The sequence below is a fragment of the Mesorhizobium sp. WSM4848 genome (assembly GCF_055811375.1).
In genome coordinates, this window is the sequence record NZ_JBVVPX010000045.1 from 32179 (window position 1) to 50783 (window position 18605).

General features: G+C 61.9%; 18 protein-coding genes and 1 pseudogene. 6 read left to right on the forward strand and 13 right to left on the reverse strand.

Annotation, left to right across the window (positions count from 1 at the left end; translation table 11 throughout):
- Window positions 1-173: 173 nt before the first annotated feature.
- The gene (locus tag AC0L16_RS29605; protein WP_473624948.1) at window positions 174-1325 is read right to left on the reverse strand and encodes an OpgC family protein; all 1152 of its coding nucleotides are present in this window, start codon (window positions 1323-1325) and stop codon (window positions 174-176) included.
- Window positions 1326-1690: 365 nt separating this feature from the next.
- Between AC0L16_RS29605 and AC0L16_RS29610 the strand changes: the two genes are divergently transcribed.
- The 4 genes from AC0L16_RS29610 to AC0L16_RS29625 all read left to right on the forward strand — a co-directional run bounded on the left by AC0L16_RS29610 (window position 1691) and on the right by AC0L16_RS29625 (window position 4416).
- Entirely contained in the window at window positions 1691-2209 is a 519-nt protein-coding gene (locus AC0L16_RS29610) for a sigma-70 family RNA polymerase sigma factor (RefSeq protein ID WP_287220868.1), read from the forward strand.
- An 8-nt stretch (window positions 2210-2217) separates the two neighbouring features.
- A complete protein-coding gene (locus AC0L16_RS29615; RefSeq protein WP_473624975.1) occupies window positions 2218-2991 on the forward strand; it encodes an anti-sigma factor family protein in 774 nt (257 codons plus the stop codon).
- A 21-nt stretch (window positions 2992-3012) separates the two neighbouring features.
- Window positions 3013-3729 carry a Bax inhibitor-1/YccA family protein gene (locus tag AC0L16_RS29620; protein ID WP_473624950.1) on the forward strand — a complete coding sequence of 239 codons (717 nt, stop codon included), beginning with the start codon at window positions 3013-3015 and terminating at the stop codon, window positions 3727-3729.
- A 123-nt stretch (window positions 3730-3852) separates the two neighbouring features.
- On the forward strand, window positions 3853-4416 hold the full coding sequence (locus AC0L16_RS29625; protein ID WP_473624951.1) for a DUF2076 domain-containing protein: 564 nt from the start codon (window positions 3853-3855) through the stop codon (window positions 4414-4416).
- A gap of 101 nt (window positions 4417-4517) precedes the next feature.
- Here AC0L16_RS29625 and AC0L16_RS29630 read toward each other — a convergent pair.
- Window positions 4518-4724, reverse strand: a pseudogene (locus tag AC0L16_RS29630) (arginase family protein); the annotation flags it as partial.
- 152 nt (window positions 4725-4876) lie between these two features.
- Window positions 4877-5824 carry a homocysteine S-methyltransferase family protein gene (locus tag AC0L16_RS29635; RefSeq protein WP_473624953.1) on the reverse strand — a complete coding sequence of 316 codons (948 nt, stop codon included), beginning with the start codon at window positions 5822-5824 and terminating at the stop codon, window positions 4877-4879.
- 243 nt (window positions 5825-6067) lie between these two features.
- On the opposite strand from AC0L16_RS29635, the gene AC0L16_RS29640 reads away from it, so the two are divergent.
- Entirely contained in the window at window positions 6068-6721 is a 654-nt protein-coding gene (locus AC0L16_RS29640) for a TetR/AcrR family transcriptional regulator (RefSeq protein WP_473624954.1), read from the forward strand.
- 80 nt (window positions 6722-6801) lie between these two features.
- Here AC0L16_RS29640 and AC0L16_RS29645 read toward each other — a convergent pair whose 3' ends face one another.
- The 8 genes from AC0L16_RS29645 to AC0L16_RS29680 form a co-directional block, all read right to left on the reverse strand.
- On the reverse strand, window positions 6802-7272 hold the full coding sequence (locus AC0L16_RS29645; protein ID WP_473624956.1) for a YbaK/EbsC family protein: 471 nt from the start codon (window positions 7270-7272) through the stop codon (window positions 6802-6804).
- A 15-nt stretch (window positions 7273-7287) separates the two neighbouring features.
- A complete protein-coding gene (locus AC0L16_RS29650) occupies window positions 7288-8106 on the reverse strand; it encodes an MBL fold metallo-hydrolase (RefSeq protein ID WP_473624957.1) in 819 nt (272 codons plus the stop codon).
- A gap of 3 nt (window positions 8107-8109) precedes the next feature.
- Window positions 8110-8904 carry a TatD family hydrolase gene (locus AC0L16_RS29655; protein ID WP_473624959.1) on the reverse strand — a complete coding sequence of 265 codons (795 nt, stop codon included), beginning with the start codon at window positions 8902-8904 and terminating at the stop codon, window positions 8110-8112.
- Complete coding sequence (gene metG / locus AC0L16_RS29660; RefSeq protein WP_473624961.1) at window positions 8904-10457, reverse strand: methionine--tRNA ligase; 1554 nt, start codon at window positions 10455-10457, stop codon at window positions 8904-8906. Before metG ends, AC0L16_RS29655 begins: the two co-directional genes overlap by 1 nt.
- Before the next feature lie 81 nt (window positions 10458-10538).
- Window positions 10539-11594 carry a DNA polymerase III subunit delta' gene (locus AC0L16_RS29665; protein WP_473624963.1) on the reverse strand — a complete coding sequence of 352 codons (1056 nt, stop codon included), beginning with the start codon at window positions 11592-11594 and terminating at the stop codon, window positions 10539-10541.
- Entirely contained in the window at window positions 11591-12262 is a 672-nt protein-coding gene (gene tmk, locus AC0L16_RS29670; protein ID WP_473624964.1) for a dTMP kinase, read from the reverse strand. The genes AC0L16_RS29665 and tmk overlap by 4 nt, the downstream gene beginning before the upstream one ends.
- Window positions 12263-12326: 64 nt before the next feature.
- Window positions 12327-13493, reverse strand: coding sequence for a D-alanyl-D-alanine carboxypeptidase family protein (locus tag AC0L16_RS29675; RefSeq protein ID WP_473624965.1), 1167 nt, complete (start codon window positions 13491-13493; stop codon window positions 12327-12329).
- Between the two features lie 129 nt (window positions 13494-13622).
- Window positions 13623-14852, reverse strand: a complete 1230-nt coding sequence (locus AC0L16_RS29680) for a septal ring lytic transglycosylase RlpA family protein (protein ID WP_473624967.1) — start codon at window positions 14850-14852, stop codon at window positions 13623-13625.
- Between the two features lie 667 nt (window positions 14853-15519).
- Between AC0L16_RS29680 and AC0L16_RS29685 the strand changes: the two genes are divergently transcribed.
- Complete coding sequence (locus AC0L16_RS29685) at window positions 15520-15972, forward strand: hypothetical protein (RefSeq protein WP_473624969.1); 453 nt, start codon at window positions 15520-15522, stop codon at window positions 15970-15972.
- A gap of 98 nt (window positions 15973-16070) precedes the next feature.
- On the opposite strand, the gene AC0L16_RS29690 is transcribed toward AC0L16_RS29685, so the two are convergent.
- Both AC0L16_RS29690 and gltS read right to left on the reverse strand, forming a co-directional pair.
- Window positions 16071-16364 carry a hypothetical protein gene (locus tag AC0L16_RS29690; RefSeq protein WP_473624971.1) on the reverse strand — a complete coding sequence of 98 codons (294 nt, stop codon included), beginning with the start codon at window positions 16362-16364 and terminating at the stop codon, window positions 16071-16073.
- Window positions 16365-16755: 391 nt separating this feature from the next.
- Window positions 16756-17970 (reverse strand): sodium/glutamate symporter, encoded by a 1215-nt coding sequence (gene gltS / locus AC0L16_RS29695; RefSeq protein WP_473624973.1) that lies wholly within the window; start codon window positions 17968-17970, stop codon window positions 16756-16758.
- Window positions 17971-18605 lie beyond the last annotated feature (635 nt).

Sequence of the window (18605 nt, forward strand, 5' to 3'; positions counted from 1 at the left end):
TCCGTTGGCGGCGGAGTGATACGCAAATCGGCTGTGCTGCGCCAGCGGTTTTCAGTTGCGCCAGGCTGAAAACCGCCAACCGGGAGACTGGACACAGAAATCCGCAGCGTGGCCTTGAGGCGAGGCTCGCACCGGCGAAAGGCCTTTGTCGCATGGTGCGTCGCGCCGTTCTATCATGCCGGTTTGAGAGCAGCAGACGGCAAGGCGGCTCCAGATTGCTGCTTCTTGCCGCCCCAACCGATCCGCGGCAACCATTCGAGGTAGTAGGCGAAGCCGAACTGCAGCGCGATGCCTGTCGAGATCAGGATCGCGTCGTAGAGGAGGCCGCCCGGGCTGACGACTTTCATGACCTGGGCGATCATGGCGAGGATCGTTCCGGCGACGAAGACCGACAGCGAATGCCTGCCGAGAACCGCGAGCGGGTGTCCGGGCCTCGTCCTCGCCAGGTTGGAAAGCGCCGGGATTGCCACGATCAGGTAGGCGATCGCCAGAATGTGCATGAGGCGCGACAGCGACAGGAATGTCTTGTCGAAGCCGGTCAGCACGGTAGGCAGGCCGGAGGCCGTCTCGATGCCCCACAGCGGCAACCGCACCCAGATCAGCGCGCCGACCAGATACAGGACGGCCGCGCTCGCCATCATCCAGTTGAAACGGATTTCGCCGCCGCGCTTGATATGCAGCATGCCGGCGATGCCGATGACGAAAAGAAATTGCCAGGAGAGCGGGTTCAGGAACCAGAAGCCGTCGCCGGGAAAATTCGAAGGCGCGATCTGGAAAATGCCGGCGATGAGCCAGAGGAGCGCGGACGCAGCAAGCATCAGTCGCAAGCTGAAAGTGCCGATCCACAGGAAAAGCGGCATCATCAGAAGCACGACGGCATACATGGAGAGAATGTTGTTATAGCCGATCTGATGCCCGAGCGCTGCGATGCCGAGCAGCGCTTCCGGCGTGTCCTCGATGATCAGCTGGATGTTGATCAGCTTCAAAAGGTCGGGCCGCGAAAAATGCAACGCAGCCGCCGAGAAGATCGCCAGCGTCGCGACAGTGGTCATGACGTGGGTGACGTAGAGAACACCGGCACGCCGCCAGGCCTTCAGGGTGATGAGCAACCGATTCCTCGGCTGGAACTTCAGTCCGTAGGCGAGCCCGACGGCAATCCCCGAAATCAGCACGAAGGCTTCGGCCGAATCGGAAAAGCCGAGATTCTTGTGCGTGACATACTCGAAGATCGTCCCCGGCACGTGGTTGACGAAGATCGTCAGCAGCGCTAGCGCGCGGAAGACATCGATGCGGGTATCCCGCTGGGCTGGCACATTGCCTGTCATGTCGGGGCTTGTCATGTCGGGTCGATAATTCGTTGAACAAAGCGGGCCCACAGGGCCTCGGCGAAGGGAAGATTCGACGGTGAATGTTTCCCGCCTATAACTCGCAAGTGCTCCGAAAATGATGACACCCACGCGATTTTTCGCGTCACAAATTAATTCAGCTGTAAACATCGAAATCCCCGTGGCGCTACAACCGCGCGGGGAATTGGGTCGGCTGCGGGGAGGGCTGCTCGACCGCGGACAAGGAAGCCGTAGGCGCGCTGGTGGCGTTGTACCGGTTGTGCCTGACCTTCCCGGATCGCAAAAAACTCAAGGAGCGGGATTAAAAACCTGCCATGCTACGTAAACAGGACGTGAGAGGGTCGATGCCACGCTTCGATATCATAGGACAGCTTGGTTCTCTGCGCCGCTACGCGCGTTCGCTGACGCGCGACAGCGCAGAAGCAGAGGATCTGGTGCATGACGCGCTGGTGCGTGCCTATGAGCGGCGCGGCACCTTTCGATCCGGCGGAAACCTGCGCGCATGGCTGCTGTCGATCGTCCACAACGCTTTCATTGACGGCTTGCGGTCTCGCAAATCCGAAGCGGTGCGGGTCGAGCAGGCCGGATATCTTGCCGACGCCAGCATGCAGGCACCCCAGGAGCATTCCGTCCGCCTGGCACAGGTGCGCGAAGCTTTTTTCAAATTGCCGGATGAGCAGCGTTCGGCGCTGCATCTCGTCGCCATCGAGGGACTTACCTACAGCCAGGCGGCCGAGGCCAGTGGCGTGCCGCTGGGAACGCTGATGTCGCGCATCGGCAGGGCGCGCGCAGCGCTCCGCGAGATGGAGGATAAATTGCCGGCACATGCGAAAAGCCACCTCAAGATCGTGGGAGGCCCGTGATGTCCATGATGAGCGAACTGCGCGACCCGGTGACCGATGCCGACCTCGACGCCTATGTCGACGACCAGCTGGACGTTGCCCGCCGCATTGAGGTCGAGGCGTTTCTTTCCGCCCGTCCCGAGGCTGCCGCCCGCGTCATGTCCGACCTCAGGACGCGCGACGAACTGCGCGTGGCGCTTGCCGGATGCAAGGGCATGGCGCGGCCGGCGACGGCCGATGCGGCACGGCGGCTGGAACGGGGACTGGCTCGAGGCCGCGCCTTGCGCACGTTGCAGCGGGCTGCGGCGGTTGCAGTCCTGGTGGCTGCGGGCTGGTTTGCCAACGGCATCGTCGGGCCGATATCGGTGACGAAAGTCGTCGCCTCGACCCAGCCGCCCGTCTATCTGGAGGAGGCGATCCGGGCACACAGGACGACGATCATCCGCGAGGCCATGTCATCCCAGCCCGAAGCACCGGATTACGATGCGGACGAAATCCGCGCCGCCACGGCGATCGTCATGCCGTCGCTGCCGAAGGACTGGAAGGTCCGTGACGTCCAGCTCTATCCATCGCAGTTCGGCCCGAGCGTCGAGATGGCTGTCGAAACAAGAGAGCTGGGACTGGTCTCGCTGTTCGCGATCAGGCCCGGAACGTTCGACGTCGTCCAGCCGACCGCCGCCCCGTCGGGCGAAATTTCCTCGGCCTATTTCCAGATCGGCGAAGTTGCTTACGCAGTCGTCGCCCGAAGCGGTGTCCGCGATCTCGATCGCACCGCTGAAATGCTCGCCAACACGCTTTACTGACCATCACAAAGGAGAACCCGCATGAACACCCCCAATCTAGGTTACCGCACCGGCGTCGGAGCCCAAACCGGCGCCGTCTATGACGAAAGCCTGCGCCAGCACATGCTGCGCGTCTACAACTACATGGGCGTTGGCCTCGTCGTTACCGGCGTGATCGCCTTCGTCGTGGCTTCGACGCCAGCCCTCTACGTGCCGATCTTTTCCACTCCGTTGAAGTGGGTGGTGATGCTGGCACCGCTCGCCTTCGTGCTTTTGTTCTCGTTCCGGATACAGACGATGTCAGCGGCCAGCGCTCAGGCGATGTTCTGGGCATTCTGTGCGGTCATGGGCCTGTCGCTGGCGTCCGTGTTCCTGGTGTTCACCGGGACCAGCATCGCCCGCACCTTCTTCATCGCCGCCACCATGTTCGGCGCAACCAGCCTTTACGGCTACACGACCAAACGCGACCTGACCCAGTTCTCGTCCTTTCTGATCATGGGTCTGATCGGCGTGGTGATCGCCAGCATCGTCAATATCTTCCTCGGCTCGACCGCGCTCCAGTTCGCCATCTCGGTGATCGGCATCGCCGTGTTCATCGGTCTCACCGCCTGGGATACCCAGACGATCAAGGAGCAGTTTGCGGAAAACTTCGGTGCGGAATCGCAACAGAAGCTCGCCGTCTTCGGTGCATTCTCGCTCTATCTGAACTTCGTCAACATCTTCCAGCTGCTGTTGAACTTCACCGGCGAGCGCGAATAGCCGCGCTCAAATCCATGCATGTCGCGGCAACGGCTTTGGAGCAGCGACATGCAAGCATGGACTTGAAGCGCGTCACGAAAATCTCTTGGAACGCGGCGCGCCTGGATATCGGAGTTGCTTCCCATGGACAGGAACGACCAGCAGGCGATCGGCAATCTTTTCGAGAAACTTGCCAACGTCGAGCGGCAGACGCCGCCGCGCGATGCCGAAGCGGAACGCTTCATCAACGATCAGATTGCCCGGCAACCCGGCGCGCCATACTACATGGCGCAGACGATCATTGTGCAGGAAAAGGCGCTGAACGCGGCACAATCCCGCATAGAGGAACTGGAGCAACAGGCACAGCAGTCTGCCGGCGGCGGATTGCTTGGCGGCCTCTTTGGCAGCAGCGGCGCCAGGCGCTCGGGTTCGGTCCCGCGGGTCGGGCGCACCGCTGCCGCTGCGCCGCAGGAGCCGCTTTCGGGCGATGATCGGCGCAGCGCAGGCGGTTTCCTCGCCGGAGCCGCGCAGACTGCTATGGGTGTGGCTGGCGGTGTGCTTCTCGGCAACGCGATCGCCGGCATGCTTGGCGGAAGCGAAGCGCAGGCAGCCGAACCGGCGGCGTCACAGCCAGACGAAGCCGCTGCCGACCAGGCAGGCGACGCCGGCTCCGATGGCGGCGGCGATTTCGGCGATGTTGAGTTTTGACACGAATGGAAGTGCGGAGGGCGGTCTGACCAGGAAATCGGCCTTCGTGGGCAAGGGACAGTCACATCCCCTGCAACTGGAAATGTCGCGGGGGGATGTTGTCAAACCTGCCGGACGATGGTGCCGATCACATTGACGAGAAGGCGCGCGGCGGTCACGGCCGGAAGGCCGTCAATGTCGGCCGGAGGATAGAACTCGACAAGGTCGAATCCTGCGATCCTGGCCCGCTTGCCGAGGCCCGCGATCAGGTCGATCACTTGCGTACTATAGGTGAGGCCGCCAGGCGTACGCCCCGCCACGCCCGGCATCTCTATAGCTGCTACATCCGAAAGTCGCATAAGATAGATTATGGAACTGAGGTGCGTTTGAATGCGTTGCTTTTCGGCCCAACCGCAGTTCCTTGTTTCCTTGGAACCAGCGGAACTGCGGTTGGTAGCGTTGCGCCTCCTGGGACAGGTTCCTACGCCGCTTGCGGCACGCAGGCTTCGCAGATCGCCGCGATGTGCCGGTGGTCGGTGCCGCAGCAGCCGCCCAGGATGCGCATCGTCGGAAACGACGCTGTCAGCCTGCTGTAGCGCCGCCCGAGATCGTCCGGGTCGCCCGCGTCGAGCGTTTCCGATTCGTCCAGTTCGGCATGGCTTTTGGTTGAAGCGTTCGCCTTCACGCCATAGACGCGATCGAGCCAGCGCTCGCCCTTGTTCAGCGCCTGCATGAAATGCGTCGGATGGGCGCAGTTGATCATATAGTAGGCCGGCGCACCGTCGGTCGCGTCGTCGACCCTGTCGATTGCCTCGCCAAGCGCCATGCCGGTCACCAGCTTCCCATCCGTCTCCACCGTGAACGAGATCATGCACGGCATGGCATGCGCCTTGGCCGCCCGCGCGATACCAATTGCCTCGTGGAAATTGGTGAGCGTATAGGCCGCAACCATGTCGGCCTCGGTCCGCGCGAAACTCTCGATCTGCGCTGCGTGATAGGCTTCCGCCTCGTTGGCGTCCATCTTGCCGGCTTTGTAGCCGTCGCCGCGCGGCCCGATCGTGCCGCTGACGACGCAAGGCGTTTCGGCGGTCTCGAACTCTTTGCGCAGGTCTAGAAGAAGCTCGATCGACGCCTCGTTGACGGCCCGCAACGCTTCCGGCCCGTAGCCGAGCAACGCTCCCCAATCCGGGTTGGCCCGCCACGTCGGCGTGTCGAGGATGAAGCCGGTCCCATTTCTGCGCGCGATGGTCAGATAGCGGACGTAATATTCCCTCAGCTTCTGCCGGCCTTCAGGCGTTGCCATCAGCGTGAATGAAGCAAAGTGCGGAAGCTCGAGGCCGTCGTGAAAGATGAAAGTCGTTTCCATGCCGCCATCGCTCAGGAATGTTCTGTTGGCGAGTTGCGGCAGATTCTGGCGGTACTTGGCCATGTTTGTCTCCAGTGGTAAGATGACAGCGTGCCGCCCTGATGGCGGCCGGTTCGCAATAGCCAAGTTTTAGCAGCACGTGCCGCCGGTGCGGTAGAAGGCTTGTGGTCCGGTACTCCACCGAAGTGGAAACCGCAGCAATTACAGACGGATAGCCGCGCTGGGCCGGTCGTAATGCTATCGGTGCCGATGGTGGCGGGTGTGAAAACCATACCGCCGGTACAGTAGATTTGAGGGCATTCGGTCATGCGCAAAGGTGCGGAAACGCGCGAACGCATTCTGGAGATCGCCGAGGCCTCGGTGCTCGCCAAGGGGTTCGGTGCGACTTCCATCGAGGAGGTGATCGCCGAAGCCGGCATCACCAAGAGCGGCTTCTTTTATCATTTCAAGGACAAGAACGAACTCGCCCGCGCCTTGATGCTGCGCTACGTCGAGGAGAATGACCGCATCTTCGATGATGTGTTTCACCGCGGCCGGCAATTGTCCGATGATCCGTTGCAATCGTTCCTGATCACCCTCAAGCTGCTTGCCGAGCTGATGGGTGATCTGCCGAACGGCCACCCCGGCTGCCTGATCGCGACGTTCACCTATCAGGAGCGCCTCTTCGACCGCACCGTTCGCGACATCGCCGCCGCCGCCATTCGCTCCTGGAACGGACGGTTTTGCGATGCGCTGAACGAGATCGCGGCCGTTTACCCTGCCCGCAAAGGTATGGACCTCGACGACGTCGCCATCATGTTCTCCTGTGTGATCGATGGCGGCATCATCATGTCGCGGGGGCTCGGCGACCCGCGTGTCCTCGAACGCCAGATCCTCGCCTTCCGCAACGTCGTAAAGATGTTGTTCGCGCCGGCGGCGCCTGAAATCATGCAGCCGCCCGCCGCCATCGCCGCCGAATAGAGTGCGCCGGGCGCGCGCTGCGGTGCCGAGGTCCCATTGCCGAGGCTGTTCGCCACGCTGCGATATCAGGCGCGTTCGATTCAGACTGCCAGCGTCGCCACGACAGCCTGCACTGCCCTGACCATTGCGTGTGGCTCGGCAGCGAACACCGCGTCGTGCGCGCCGGCCGCAGCCCAAACGCGATCGAAACCGAGCAGCGTTTCGTCGGCGAACGCCGGGATTGCAATCAGATGGCCGATCGGCGCCACGCCGCCGATGGCAAAGCCGGTCTCGTCGCGGATCTGCCTTGGGTCGGCGCGCTTCAGCGGTTCGCCGGTCAGTGCGGCAGCCTTGCCTCGATCGAGCTGATTGGAGCCGGAAACCAGGAAGAGAAACAGCTTTCCGCTGGTTTCTCCCTGGAACACCAGGGATTTGACGATCTGGGCGACTGTGCAGCCGCATTGCGCGGCGGCTTCCTCGGCGGTTCGTGTCGATGCACCCATGCGCCTGATTTCGATGTCGAGGCCGGCATCGGCCGCTGCCCTAGTCACACGATCAATGCTTCCAGCCATGAAGAACCGAACCTATCATGCAGATTCATAAGGGATTTCGATCGTCATGCCATCATAGGCCGGATCGACGTCAGCCGGCGTCTCGGCCATCACTGCAGCGTAGTTGAGCGGTACATGCATGTGCGTCAGAACGGCCTTTTTCGGCGCCAGTTTTTCGATCCAGCCGAGTGCCTGGCCGAGCGACAGATGGCTCGGATGTGTCGTGTATTGCAGCGCGTCGATGACCAGCACATCCAAGTCGCGCAACCGGTCGGCGGTGGCGTCGGGGAAATCACTGACATCGGGGCAATAAGCCAGGCCGCCGATGCGAAAACCAAGCGATATGATGTCGCCATGGATCTGCGGCAGCGGCTCGAGGGTGAGGGCACCCCCCTCGCCTTCGATCACGACCGGCCTGGCATGGTCGATGATATGGGGCTCGACAATGGGCGGATAGGAACTGCCTAACGGTGTTTCGAAACAATAGCCGAACGCTTCCCGCAACCGCAGCATGGTGGGCTGGTCGGCGTGGATATCGATCCGATGACGCTGCTCGAGCACGAAGCCGCGCAAATCGTCGATGCCGTGGATGTGGTCGGCATGCGGATGCGTATAGACGACCGCATCGATGCGCTTGACCGATGCCAGCAGCATCTGCGCGCGAAAGTCCGGCCCGGTATCGATGACGACTGTGGTCCTGTCGCCGTTTGCCACGATCCGCTCGATGAGCGCTGCGGTGCGCATGCGCCGGTTCCTCGGATTGGCCGGATCGCAATTGCCCCAGTCGCCGGTGATGCGCGGCGTGCCCGGCGATGAGCCGCAGCCGAGAATGGTGAGGCGCAGCCGGTCGCTCATGCGTCAGGCGCTCAGCGCGGTCGGGCGCGGCATCTTGCTGAACAGCCGGAAGAAATTGTCGGTGGTGACGGCGGCGATTTCGGCCCCGCTGACGCCGATGGTTTCGGCCAGCACCTTGGCCGTATGCGCGACATAGGCAGGCTCGTTGCGCTTGCCGCGAAACGGTATCGGCGCGAGGTATGGCGCGTCGGTTTCGACCAGCAGGCGGTCGTGTGGCACATCGGCGGCGATGGCGCGCAGCTCGGCCGAATTCTTGAAAGTCACGATGCCGGAAAAGGAAACATAGCCGCCGAGCGCCACGCCGATCTCGGCCAGCCTGCACCCGGACGAAAAGCAGTGCAGGACGAAGGGGAAGGCGCCCTTCCCTGTCTCGTCCTCGAGGATATCAGCCATGTCGCTGTCGGCATCACGCGCATGGATGACCAGAGGCAGGCCCGTCTCGCGCGCTGCGGCGATGTGGGTGCGAAAGCCTTGCGCCTGCGCATCGCGCGGCGCGTGATCGTAGAAATAGTCGAGCCCGGCCTCGCCGATCGCCACCACTTTGGGATGAGCTGACAGCTGGACAAGCGCCTCGACAGTCACCTCCAGCTCCTCGGCGGCGTTGTGCGGATGGGTGCCGACCGAGCAATAGACTTCGTCGAAAGATTCAGCGATCTCAAGTACTTGCTGGAACCTCTTCACCCGTGTCGAGATCGTCACCATGCGACCGACTCCGACGGCCAAAGCGCGGGCGACGATGGCCGCCCGCTCCTCGGTGAAATCCGGAAAGTCGAGATGGCAGTGACTGTCGACCAACATCAGATGTTCGCGTCCGGCTGCTCGACGTAACGCGGAAACACGCCCTCCGGCGCGGGCAAAGCAACCCCCGATACCAGTGCATAGTCCGCGTGGATATGCGTGAAATCGCGGCTGTCCGACGGTACGGCCAGCAGGTCGAGCAGCTTGGCGGCCGATCCCGGAATGAAGGGCTGGCACAGCAGCGCCACGCGTCGGACGACTTCCGCGGTCGTCCACAGCACCGTTTCCATGCGCGCCGGATCGGTCTTTCTGAGCGCCCAGGGTTCCTGCGAGGCGAAGTAGCGATCGGCCTCCGCCACGACGCCAAAAATCGCCGCCAGCGCCAGGTGGATCCCCTGCTCCGCCATCATCTTGCGTGCAGTAGCAAGCGCCTCCACCGCCTGGTCGAGGATCGCCCTGTCGGCCTCAGCCAGATCGCTGCGTTTCGGCACCACGCCGCCGCAGTTCTTGGCGATCATCGACAGCGAGCGCTGCGCCAGATTGCCAAGGCCGTTGGCGAGGTCGGCATTGGTGCGGTTGACGATGGCCTCGTGGCTGTAGCTGCCGTCCTGGCCGAACGGCACCTCGCGCATGAAGAAATAGCGTACCTGATCGAGACCGTAATGCTCGATCATCGCAAACGGATCGACGACATTGCCGACCGACTTCGACATCTTCTCGCCGCGGTTGAACAGAAAGCCATGCGCGAATACGCGCTTCGGCAGTTCGATCCCTGCCGACAGCAGGAAGGCCGGCCAGTAGACGGCATGGAAGCGGACGATGTCCTTGCCGATGACGTGGACGTTCGCCGGCCAGAAGGACCACCTGTCATCGGCCGCATCCGGATAACCGGCAGCCGTGATGTAGTTGGTCAGTGCATCGACCCAGACGTACATCACATGCTTGTCGTCGCCCGGCACCGGCACGCCCCATTTGAACGTGGTGCGCGAGATCGAGAGGTCCTTCAGCCCGGATTTGACGAAGCTGACGATTTCGTTGCGCCGCTCCGCCGGTCCGACAAATTCGGGGCTGTTCTCATAGAGCGCGAGCAACCTGTCCTGATAGGCGGAAAGGCGGAAGAAATAGCTCTCTTCCTCGGTCCATTCGACGGGCGAGCCGAGCGGTTCGCAACGCACGCCGTCGTCGCCGACCTTGGTTTCGGTCTCGTCGAAATAGGCTTCCTGCCGCACCGAATACCAACCGCTATAGCGGTCGAGGTAAATGTCGCCATTTTCCGCCATGCGTGTCCAGATCGCCTGGCAGGCCTTGTAGTGGCGCTCCTCGGTGGTGCGGATGAAAACATCATTCGAACAGCCGGTCGCTTCAAGCATCGAGCGGAAGATCGCCGAATTGCGATCGGCAAGCGCTTTCGGCGTCAGGCCTTCGGCGTCCGCCGTCTGCTGCATCTTCAAACCGTGCTCGTCGGTTCCCGAGACGAAGAAGACGTCCTTGCCGTCGAGCCGCTGAAAGCGGGCCAGCGTGTCGCTGGCGATGACATTGTAGGCATGACCGATATGCGGCTTGCCATTCGGATAGAAAATCGGCGTCGTGAGGTAGTATTTTTCGCGTGCCATGGATGAGCCGTCATGAATGTCTGAATGAAAGATGCCGGTGAGATATCGCATCGAAACGGCGATTGCCATCCCGATGGGCCGTCACATTCGCATTGCAGAATTCAGGCGGTCGATCATGGTCAAGGCATGCTGCTTCTTGTCGAGATTGTAGGTGTCGGTTTCAGATATAGCGTTCAAACCCTCGTGCCAAGTGTCCGACAGCGTTTTGGCCCGCGCCAGATCGCCCGCCAGCGCGGCCTGGCTAGCGCCGGTCGAGAGCAGGTCGAGCGCACGGCGGTTGAAAATATCGAACTGGATCGCCCGGTCGCGCCCGGCGACCGCCTCCGCGAGGCGATAGGCGCCGACAACATCGCTCTTTCCCGCTGTCGCCAGGGCGTCGAGCGTCTCGGCGATTTCCAGCCCGCCATACTGCGTCAACAGGATTGCGGTGCGCGCGCTGCCCCCTGCCCGCTTGGCCAGTGCCGCGCGCGCCGCGGGATCGTCCGGTGGCGGTGGTTCGACGCTCTCCAGGACCGTCATCAGGCTCTCGGCATCGAGCGGTGTCAACCGCACCATCTGGCAGCGCGAGCGGATGGTCGGCAACAGGCTGCCCGGCGCATGAACGATGAGGATGAACAATGTGCGTGCTGGTGGTTCTTCAAGATTCTTCAACAAGGCGTTGGCCGCATTGATATTCATGTCGTCGGCCGGGTCGACGATCACCACCCGGTAGCTGCCGTCATGCGAGGTCAGCGACAGGAAACGGCTGACCTTGCGGATCTCGTCGACGGTGACGACCGTCTTGAAACTCTTGGTCTTGTCGTTCGGCGGGCGGGTCAGATGCAGCACCGAAGGATGCGCGCCGGTGGCGATCTGGCGAAACAGCGATGACGCCGGATCGGGTACGGCAAGGACCTCCGGCGCCTGTTCGAACGCCGGATGCTTCAACAAATGATGCGCCAGATGAAACGCGAGCGTCGCCTTGCCGATGCCGACCGGCCCGACAAAGATCAGCGCATGCGGCAGCTTCCCGGAGCGATAGGCTGACGCCAGCATGTTCGCTGCCTGGCCATGCCCGACCAGACGCGGCGTCTCGGATGGCTCCGGCACGCCCTCAAGTGTGTCGTGCTGTTCTGGTGCGATCCGTTCGAAAATCATCCCGGCGCCTGCTTCCTGTGTCTCGCCGTCATCGTCTCCAGCGCCGCGAACACGGCGCCGGCGACGACATTCTCTACCGTGTCGGGGTCGGCGGACGCGTCGATGACGATGCAGCGCTCGGGTTCTGCCGCGGCGATTGCCAGAAAGGCTTCGCGGCGGCGCTGGTGGATATCAAGCGTTTCCTTTTCGAAGCGGTCGGCGCCGGCATCGCTACCCCGCCGTGCGGTGGCGCGCCGCAGTCCTTCGGCCGGGTCGATATCGAAGATCAGCGTCATGTCGGGCACCATGCCGTTGATGGCGACCTTTTCCAGCGCGCCCATGAAGGCTGGATCGAGGCCGCCGGTGACGCCCTGGTAGACGCGCGAGGAGTCCATGAAGCGATCACAAAGCACGATCGAGCCGCGCTCGACCGCCGGCCGGATGACCTGCTCGACATGGTCGGAACGCGCGGCGGCGAACAGCAGCGCCTCCATCCTCGGGCCGAATGGCTCGGCAGCGCCGGAGAGAAGGACATGCCGGACCGCCTCTGCGCCTGGCGAGCCGCCCGGCTCCCGCGTGACAACGACATCGTATTGCTTGGCGCGCATCTTGCTGGCCAGCCGCTCGATCTGCGTCGACTTGCCTGCCCCTTCTCCGCCTTCGAAGGTGATGAAGAATCCGCTCACCAAAGCCTTTTACCATGCTGCGGGACCGTAATAGTCCTGACTTGAGAAAAGGTCCACGCCACGGCTGCTAACGCAGCCAGCCGACCGCCAGTTCCTTGGCGGCATCGAGCGCGCGTTGCGGCAGCGAGCCGACGCCAACCGGCTCGGCCGCGAAAAGCGGCGTCTCCTGGCTCAGCGTGTCACCGATCCAGACCCGCAGCGCGCCCACCGGCTGCCCCTCTTCCACGGGGGCTGCAACCGGTCCCTCATAGACGATTCTGGCGGTCAGCTTGTCGCGGTTGGCGATCGGCAGGAAGATGACCACGGGCGCTTTTGCCTTCAGCGCCACGCCGGATTTCGCACCGCCGAACACCTGGACCTCGCCGACCACCTCGTCCTTGGCGAAAATCTCGGTTTTCTCAAAGGAGCGAAGGCCCCAGTCGAGCAGCTTTCGCGCTTCCTCGGCGCGCTCGCGGTCGCTTGCCAGGCCGCTCATCGCCGCAATGACCCGCCTGCCACTGTGGCTGACCGAGCCGACGATGCCGAAGCCGGTTGCATCGCTCCTGCCGATCGCCAGGCCGTCGGCGCCGATATCCATCGCCAGCAGCGGGTTGCGGTTCCTCTGGGTGATCTTGTTCCAGGTGAAATCCTTCTGGCCGTAGTAACGATAAAGGTCCGGATACTCGCGCCAGATATGCAGGGCCAGGAGCGCAAGCTCTCGAACCGTCGTCTGCTGACCGTCGGCCGGCAGACCGGTTGCATTGACGAATGTCGATTTCTCGAGGCCAATCTGCCTTGCGCGCTCGGTCATCTCAGTCGCGAAATTCGCCTCCGATCCGGCAAAACCTTCGGCGATGATGATGCAGCCGTCATTGGCTGCCTGGACCGTCACGCCCTGGATCAGGTCCTCGAGCCGGATCGTCGACTTGAGCTGGGCAAACATCGTTGACGTGCCGGATGGCGCGCCGCCGGTGCGCCATGCGTTCTCACTCACCACGAATGTATCGTTGAGCGTCACGCGGTCCGATTTGATGGCGTGGAACACCACCTCCATCGTCATCAGCTTGGCCAGCGATGCCGGCTGAATCGGCCTGTCGGCATCCTTGGAAAACAGCACCGTTCCGGTTTCGGCATCGATCATGAAGGCCTGCGCGGCCTTGGTTTCGAAAAGCTGCGCCGCGGCCGGAGCCAGCGAAAGCAGCAGGAGGCCAAAACCCAGAAGCCCGGCGAGAGGCGCGGCGAAGCGAAATTTCATGAGAAGTTCGACCTGTCAGCCGGTATTTCTGCGCAAGCTCTATCAGGCTTTGTCCCGGCCGATCAACCGCGCGACGGACAACTAACGGACAACTAACGGACAACTCGGCAAAACTTCAGGTTTTGCCGGTCAATTCCGAACCACCAGCGCGTCCGGTGCGCCACGCGACCATGCCGCCTGCAGCATGTCGTCCAGACTGCCATGGCCGTCCGGATAGAGATTGACCGAATACCAGTCCTTGCCCTCGAATTCGGAGCGCTGGATTTCGGTCTTGCCGAAGCCGGAAAGCTGGGTTGCCACCTGCTGCGCCTCGGAGGCATCCTCGAACGAGCCCGCCGCGATATAGTCCGTGGGCGAAGCGGCCGATGGAACTTGCCGCTTCCACGATTGAAGAATTTCGGCGGGCGACATGCCGGCGCCATCCAGCGCGGCAAAGACAACGGAGGCGCGCTGCACGGGTTCGTTGGCGTAAGACAGCGTCGCTACGGCGAACGGCGATTGCGGCGGCAGATTGATCTGCGGCCGTTCCGGCACGATCGGCCCGAAATCGGGCAGCGTCACGCTGCCCGCGCCCGGCGTCTGCGCCGCCACGACAGGCTGTGCTGATGCGGAATTCGTCAACTGACCGGGAAAGGGAGTGGCGGCGGCCAATGCCGCGCTCGGCGATGGTCCGTTCATGGCGATCATGACGCCGGTGGGCAGGCCGTCCGACGGATCCGGCGCCCTGTTGCCGGGATGGTAAGAGGCCATCAGATATTGTTCGTCCTTGCCGTGAAGCGGCGCCCGTCCGACATATTCGACCTTCACCTTGGCCGTGCCGATATTGGCATAGTCGAGCATTTCGGCGGCGCGCTTCGACACATCGATGATGCGCCCGTCATGGTAAGGGCCGCGATCGTTGACGCGCACGATGACCGAGCTGCCGGTCTTCAGATTGGTGACGCGCGCGTAGCTCGGCAACGGCATTGTCGGATGCGCGCCGGTCAAATGTGTCATGTCGTAGACTTCGCCGTTGGCGGTCAGCCGGCCGTGGAAGGCTTCGCCATACCAGGAGGCGAGACCCTTCTTGGCGTAGCGCTTGTCTTCCTTCGGATAATACCACTTGCCGCGCACTTGATAGGGCTTGCCGAGCTGATCGCGCCCGCCGCCACGCTGCAGGCCCGACATTTTGAAGGTAACGCGCGGGCTGGCTTTTACGCCATATTCGGATTCAGCAAAATATTCCTTTGAGCGGGGCTTCTTGTTGACCATTGCCTTCGGCTGTGGCGGCGCCGCGCAAGCCGCCAGCAAGGCAGCCGACAGGGCACACAACGCGAAAGCGGAAGCGCGACGAAGACGCGGGCGCGTCGTGCTTTGCATTTTTCGATTGTCCCCTCTCAACAAAGGCGCCGCGACTTGACCGTCGGCAAGGCCAAAACCTACCCGACAATGCCGGCGCCACCTTGATTCGCAATCCCTTGTGCACAGGAATTGTTTATCACCGTATTAACCGATTATGGTCGGAACCGGGCGAGATTGTGGCACAAGCCGCCCCGGCGATCGCTGTGAAAAATCGCGGCGTTTCGACCTTCGGTAAAGCGCTGCTCGTCCTGCTCAAGCCCCGCCGTCAAGCGCCCGTGCCCTGCCCTTGGCGGGAACCGGCGACAGCCGGTTGACAGGACTTCGTTGGGCGCACTAGAGCAATGAAGCGCGAACGACCTCCGAGGCATGCCCACAGGGTACGCGTTGAGATCAGGACGAGCATCCAAGTCATTGAAAATCACGATGGAGGGATGGCCGAGCGGTTTAAGGCACCGGTCTTGAAATTCGCTACCAGCCATCCCTGCCCATCCCGCCGCGTACCCGCAACGCCTTGTCTATCAGGCATTTGAAGACCCAGCAGCGCCGTTCGTGCCGCGTCGTCCTGTCCGATACCGTAGCGTTGCGTTGCAAAAAGCGTAGCAACTCGTTCACCGGCTGTTCTGGGCTCGCGCTCCCAAGGATTTCCTGCGACTATCGGCAGGTCCGGGCGGTGGGGGGACTAACAATGGTTTGGGTGATCGGAATAGGAATTGGGCTGTTCCTGCTTTTCGCGTTTCCTCGTCAGGTTTTCATGCTCATCGGCGTGATAGTTGCGGTCGGTTGCGCTGGCGGAGCCTATTGGTGGATCAACAACCGGATCGATGAGCGAGTGAAGGCCGCTGTCATCACGGACGCTCGCTGGGCGGCAGGAGTTTGTTCGGAAACGAACCCCGTAAAGATCATCTTCCAGAACAATTCTGACAGGATCATAACAAGAATCTGGTTCAACCTTCTTGGCCATAGGCAAGGTTTCAGCGAACCAGTTTCCACGTCATCCTACCTTAGCACCGACAAGATTTTGGTGCGCGGCGAGACCTACTCCGCGTGCTGGTCGTACAGGCAATCCTATGGAGAAGCGATTGCTGATGCTGCAGCGCTTGACTGGACAGCAGAGCTTTCAGAGGTCCGGTATAAGTGAACGCGCTGAAAAGCCCGCCACCATGAGGCAGCGGGCTAACTGGCCGGCGCCCTACAGGCAATCTACCCCAACGCCCCCCCAAGCGGCGTCGGCCACTTTCAGCCCCTTCGTTCGAAAGTTGGCTTCCAGTCGCGATTGCGCGCCCGCTGCTGGCCTTCGTAGTCAGGAATGCACGTGAAGAACACCTGCCGGCGGTCACGGCCAGCAGCCTTGCAATTTGAGCAGACAAAGAGCCCGACCAAGTCGTCATGCATCGAGCCGTGGCCACGGCCGAGCCTGTCAATCAGCGCCTGGATGTCGAGTTTCGTCGATTTGCAGCACATCGGGTGCGCACAATTCACATAGATGGTTTCGCGGGCGGCCAGAGTGTCGGCGAGGGTCTTTCGAGGCATGCGAATCTCCGTTGAAGGGCTCGCCGCAACGAGAGGATTATATTCCTGAATGCTGATCCCTTGCCACTGGTCGCTAACTCTCATCCCAAAAATCCTGCAGCGAGGCGTGCCGAAGGTCTTCCTCCCCACGTAGGTGCTTCACGCGGGCTTTGATACCCGGGTTGACCCACTGCGTTGCCGGCCGCTTTGGCATTTCTACAGGGGAGGATCTCTCCAATGCCATGAACATGCTTAACGGCCCATCACCGGCGGGCGCGGTTTCTAGCGTCAATGAGGTTTTTTGGTGGTGCTGCCTTCACCGTCAGTCTGCTCCTCGCCCAGAGACATTACGAACGCTCATTCCACGCGTCGCTGTCAGCGTTTTCCGCCCGCCCAGTGGTTGGTCGCAGGGTCAGAGTCGCAGGAACAGGGTGATTACTGCCATGTTGACCAAATCAACGAAGAAGGCGGAAACCAGAGGCAGCATGATGAAGGCGTTCGTTGCCGGCCCGTAATGCCGCGTGATAGCCGACATGGAGGCGATGGCGGTAGGAGTCGAGCCGAGCGACAGCCCAGTGAACCCTCCAGACAAGACCGCCGCCTGATAGTCGCGGCCGAGGCTCGGGAAGACCACCAAAAGGATATAGGCCGCAGCAACCACCGTCTGCACAGCCACGATGACGAGCAGCGGCCCGGCGACGCCGGCCAGCGTCCAAAGCTGCATGCTCATTAGCGACATCGCAAGAAAGATCGACAGCGCGTAGCTGGAGATCAGATCAAGGGAGGCTGTGCGCGCCGGCCAGTTGAGCCGCGGCAATAGGATCGGCACCGTATTCGACAGAACGATGCCCATTATCAGGCAAGGCACAAAGAGCGGCAGCTTGATCGAGCCAAAGCTCGAGATCCAGCTGTGCACCAGATAGCCGAGGAGGACCGCTACGTTGACAACGAGCATCGCGCGCATGATCCCCATCTTGTCTATCGGCGCCGCATCTGCCTCCGGCGGCAATTCCCCGCGCGGCGAAACTTCTGGCGAAGGCGCGAGGCCGTGGCGCTCGATCAACAGCTTCGCGATAGGCCCTCCGAGGACGCTGGCGATGATCAGCCCAAGAGTTGCGACAGCGATGCCCATCTCGAGTGCGGCAGGAAACCCGTGATCGGCAGCGATCGTAGGCCCCCAGGCAATTGCGGTGCCGTGTCCCCCAACAAGCGAGACCGAGCCGATCACAACCCCTGCCGACAACGGCAAGCCGAACGCCATTGCCCCGATCGTGCCGACGCCGTTCTGCAGAAAGACAAACACGACCGTGATCAGGCAGAGCGTCGCTAGCACCCGCCCACCGGCCGCCAAATCGGTCAAGCGTGCGTTCACCCCGACGGTGGCGAAAAAGATCACCAGCAGTCGGTCGCGGGTCGTCATGTCGAAGCCGATCTCCAAGCCGAAGACCTCGTAGACCGCCCAGAAGGCCAAAGCGGCGACAAACCCGCCAGTGACCGGCTCGGGAATGTTGTAGGTGCGAAGGAACGATACGCGCTGCGTGATCAGCACACCGACGAAGAAGACGACGATGCCGACCGTGAGAGCCAAGAAGTCCGGTGCGACCAAGCTCGCTACCTTCTCCGGCATGTCAACCTCCTTCGTTCCCGCGGTGCAACACACTCTATCCGATCACCAACGTTTTGTTTGCGTCGTCGATGAGCGGGCGGGCCGTTCGACTTGTTCGAGGCCGCAGATCCCCATCTATTGGCTGTCCATTTCCCTTTCACGGCGGTAACAGGGGTTCGGATTCCCCTTGGGCGTACCAGCAATTTCAATAACTTAATGATAATTCGAGATCTGCGGTCCCGATAAGTGACCCGAAATGCACTGCTGGCCGGGCCATTTCTGTGCCTAATCCGGCCCAGACGAGCCCAATGTTTGGTGCAGGACTCGAAGGCAGATCTTCGCCCCATTGCCGTCGCGGGGGTGCAAAATCCTCCCACATCAATCCGACTGTGGATGGGGAGGCGGAGGCGTGCGAACCGCTAAGGCCTCCTTGCAGCTCTTTAGCATCAGTTCGTGCAGAAATGGGTCGGCTTCAACCATAGGGAGGTCCGCAGCGTCGAAACTCAGTGCGTCTACATGAGCGTCAACAGCTTTCGTACCCGCTGCGTATTGTCTGACCTATGGTGGACGAAACTCACTTGCGGATTGCTCTGGCTTGCCTTTGCGCCAGATCGGCGCGATGCTGCCCTTGGGAGTTGTCAAAGGAGAGATCTCCA

Bases quoted from the DNA above. Each gene is read 5' to 3' on its own strand.
- AC0L16_RS29610 (WP_287220868.1), top strand. From the start codon at position 1,691: ATGCCACGCTTCGATATCATAGGACAGCTTGGTTCTCTGCGCCGCTAC.
- AC0L16_RS29665 (WP_473624963.1), bottom strand. From the start codon at position 11,594: ATGATTTTCGAACGGATCGCACCAGAACAGCACGACACACTTGAGGGC.
- AC0L16_RS29655 (WP_473624959.1), bottom strand. From the start codon at position 8,904: ATGTTGGTCGACAGTCACTGCCATCTCGACTTTCCGGATTTCACCGAG.
- AC0L16_RS29615 (WP_473624975.1), top strand. From the start codon at position 2,218: ATGAGCGAACTGCGCGACCCGGTGACCGATGCCGACCTCGACGCCTAT.
- AC0L16_RS29605 (WP_473624948.1), bottom strand. From the start codon at position 1,325: ATGACAGGCAATGTGCCAGCCCAGCGGGATACCCGCATCGATGTCTTC.
- AC0L16_RS29685 (WP_473624969.1), top strand. From the start codon at position 15,520: ATGGTTTGGGTGATCGGAATAGGAATTGGGCTGTTCCTGCTTTTCGCG.
- gltS (WP_473624973.1), bottom strand. From the start codon at position 17,970: ATGCCGGAGAAGGTAGCGAGCTTGGTCGCACCGGACTTCTTGGCTCTC.
- AC0L16_RS29635 (WP_473624953.1), bottom strand. From the start codon at position 5,824: ATGGCCAAGTACCGCCAGAATCTGCCGCAACTCGCCAACAGAACATTC.
- metG (WP_473624961.1), bottom strand. From the start codon at position 10,457: ATGGCACGCGAAAAATACTACCTCACGACGCCGATTTTCTATCCGAAT.
- AC0L16_RS29640 (WP_473624954.1), top strand. From the start codon at position 6,068: ATGCGCAAAGGTGCGGAAACGCGCGAACGCATTCTGGAGATCGCCGAG.
- AC0L16_RS29675 (WP_473624965.1), bottom strand. From the start codon at position 13,493: ATGAAATTTCGCTTCGCCGCGCCTCTCGCCGGGCTTCTGGGTTTTGGC.
- AC0L16_RS29625 (WP_473624951.1), top strand. From the start codon at position 3,853: ATGGACAGGAACGACCAGCAGGCGATCGGCAATCTTTTCGAGAAACTT.
- AC0L16_RS29680 (WP_473624967.1), bottom strand. From the start codon at position 14,852: ATGCAAAGCACGACGCGCCCGCGTCTTCGTCGCGCTTCCGCTTTCGCG.
- AC0L16_RS29650 (WP_473624957.1), bottom strand. From the start codon at position 8,106: ATGAGCGACCGGCTGCGCCTCACCATTCTCGGCTGCGGCTCATCGCCG.
- AC0L16_RS29645 (WP_473624956.1), bottom strand. From the start codon at position 7,272: ATGGCTGGAAGCATTGATCGTGTGACTAGGGCAGCGGCCGATGCCGGC.
- AC0L16_RS29620 (WP_473624950.1), top strand. From the start codon at position 3,013: ATGAACACCCCCAATCTAGGTTACCGCACCGGCGTCGGAGCCCAAACC.
- AC0L16_RS29690 (WP_473624971.1), bottom strand. From the start codon at position 16,364: ATGCCTCGAAAGACCCTCGCCGACACTCTGGCCGCCCGCGAAACCATC.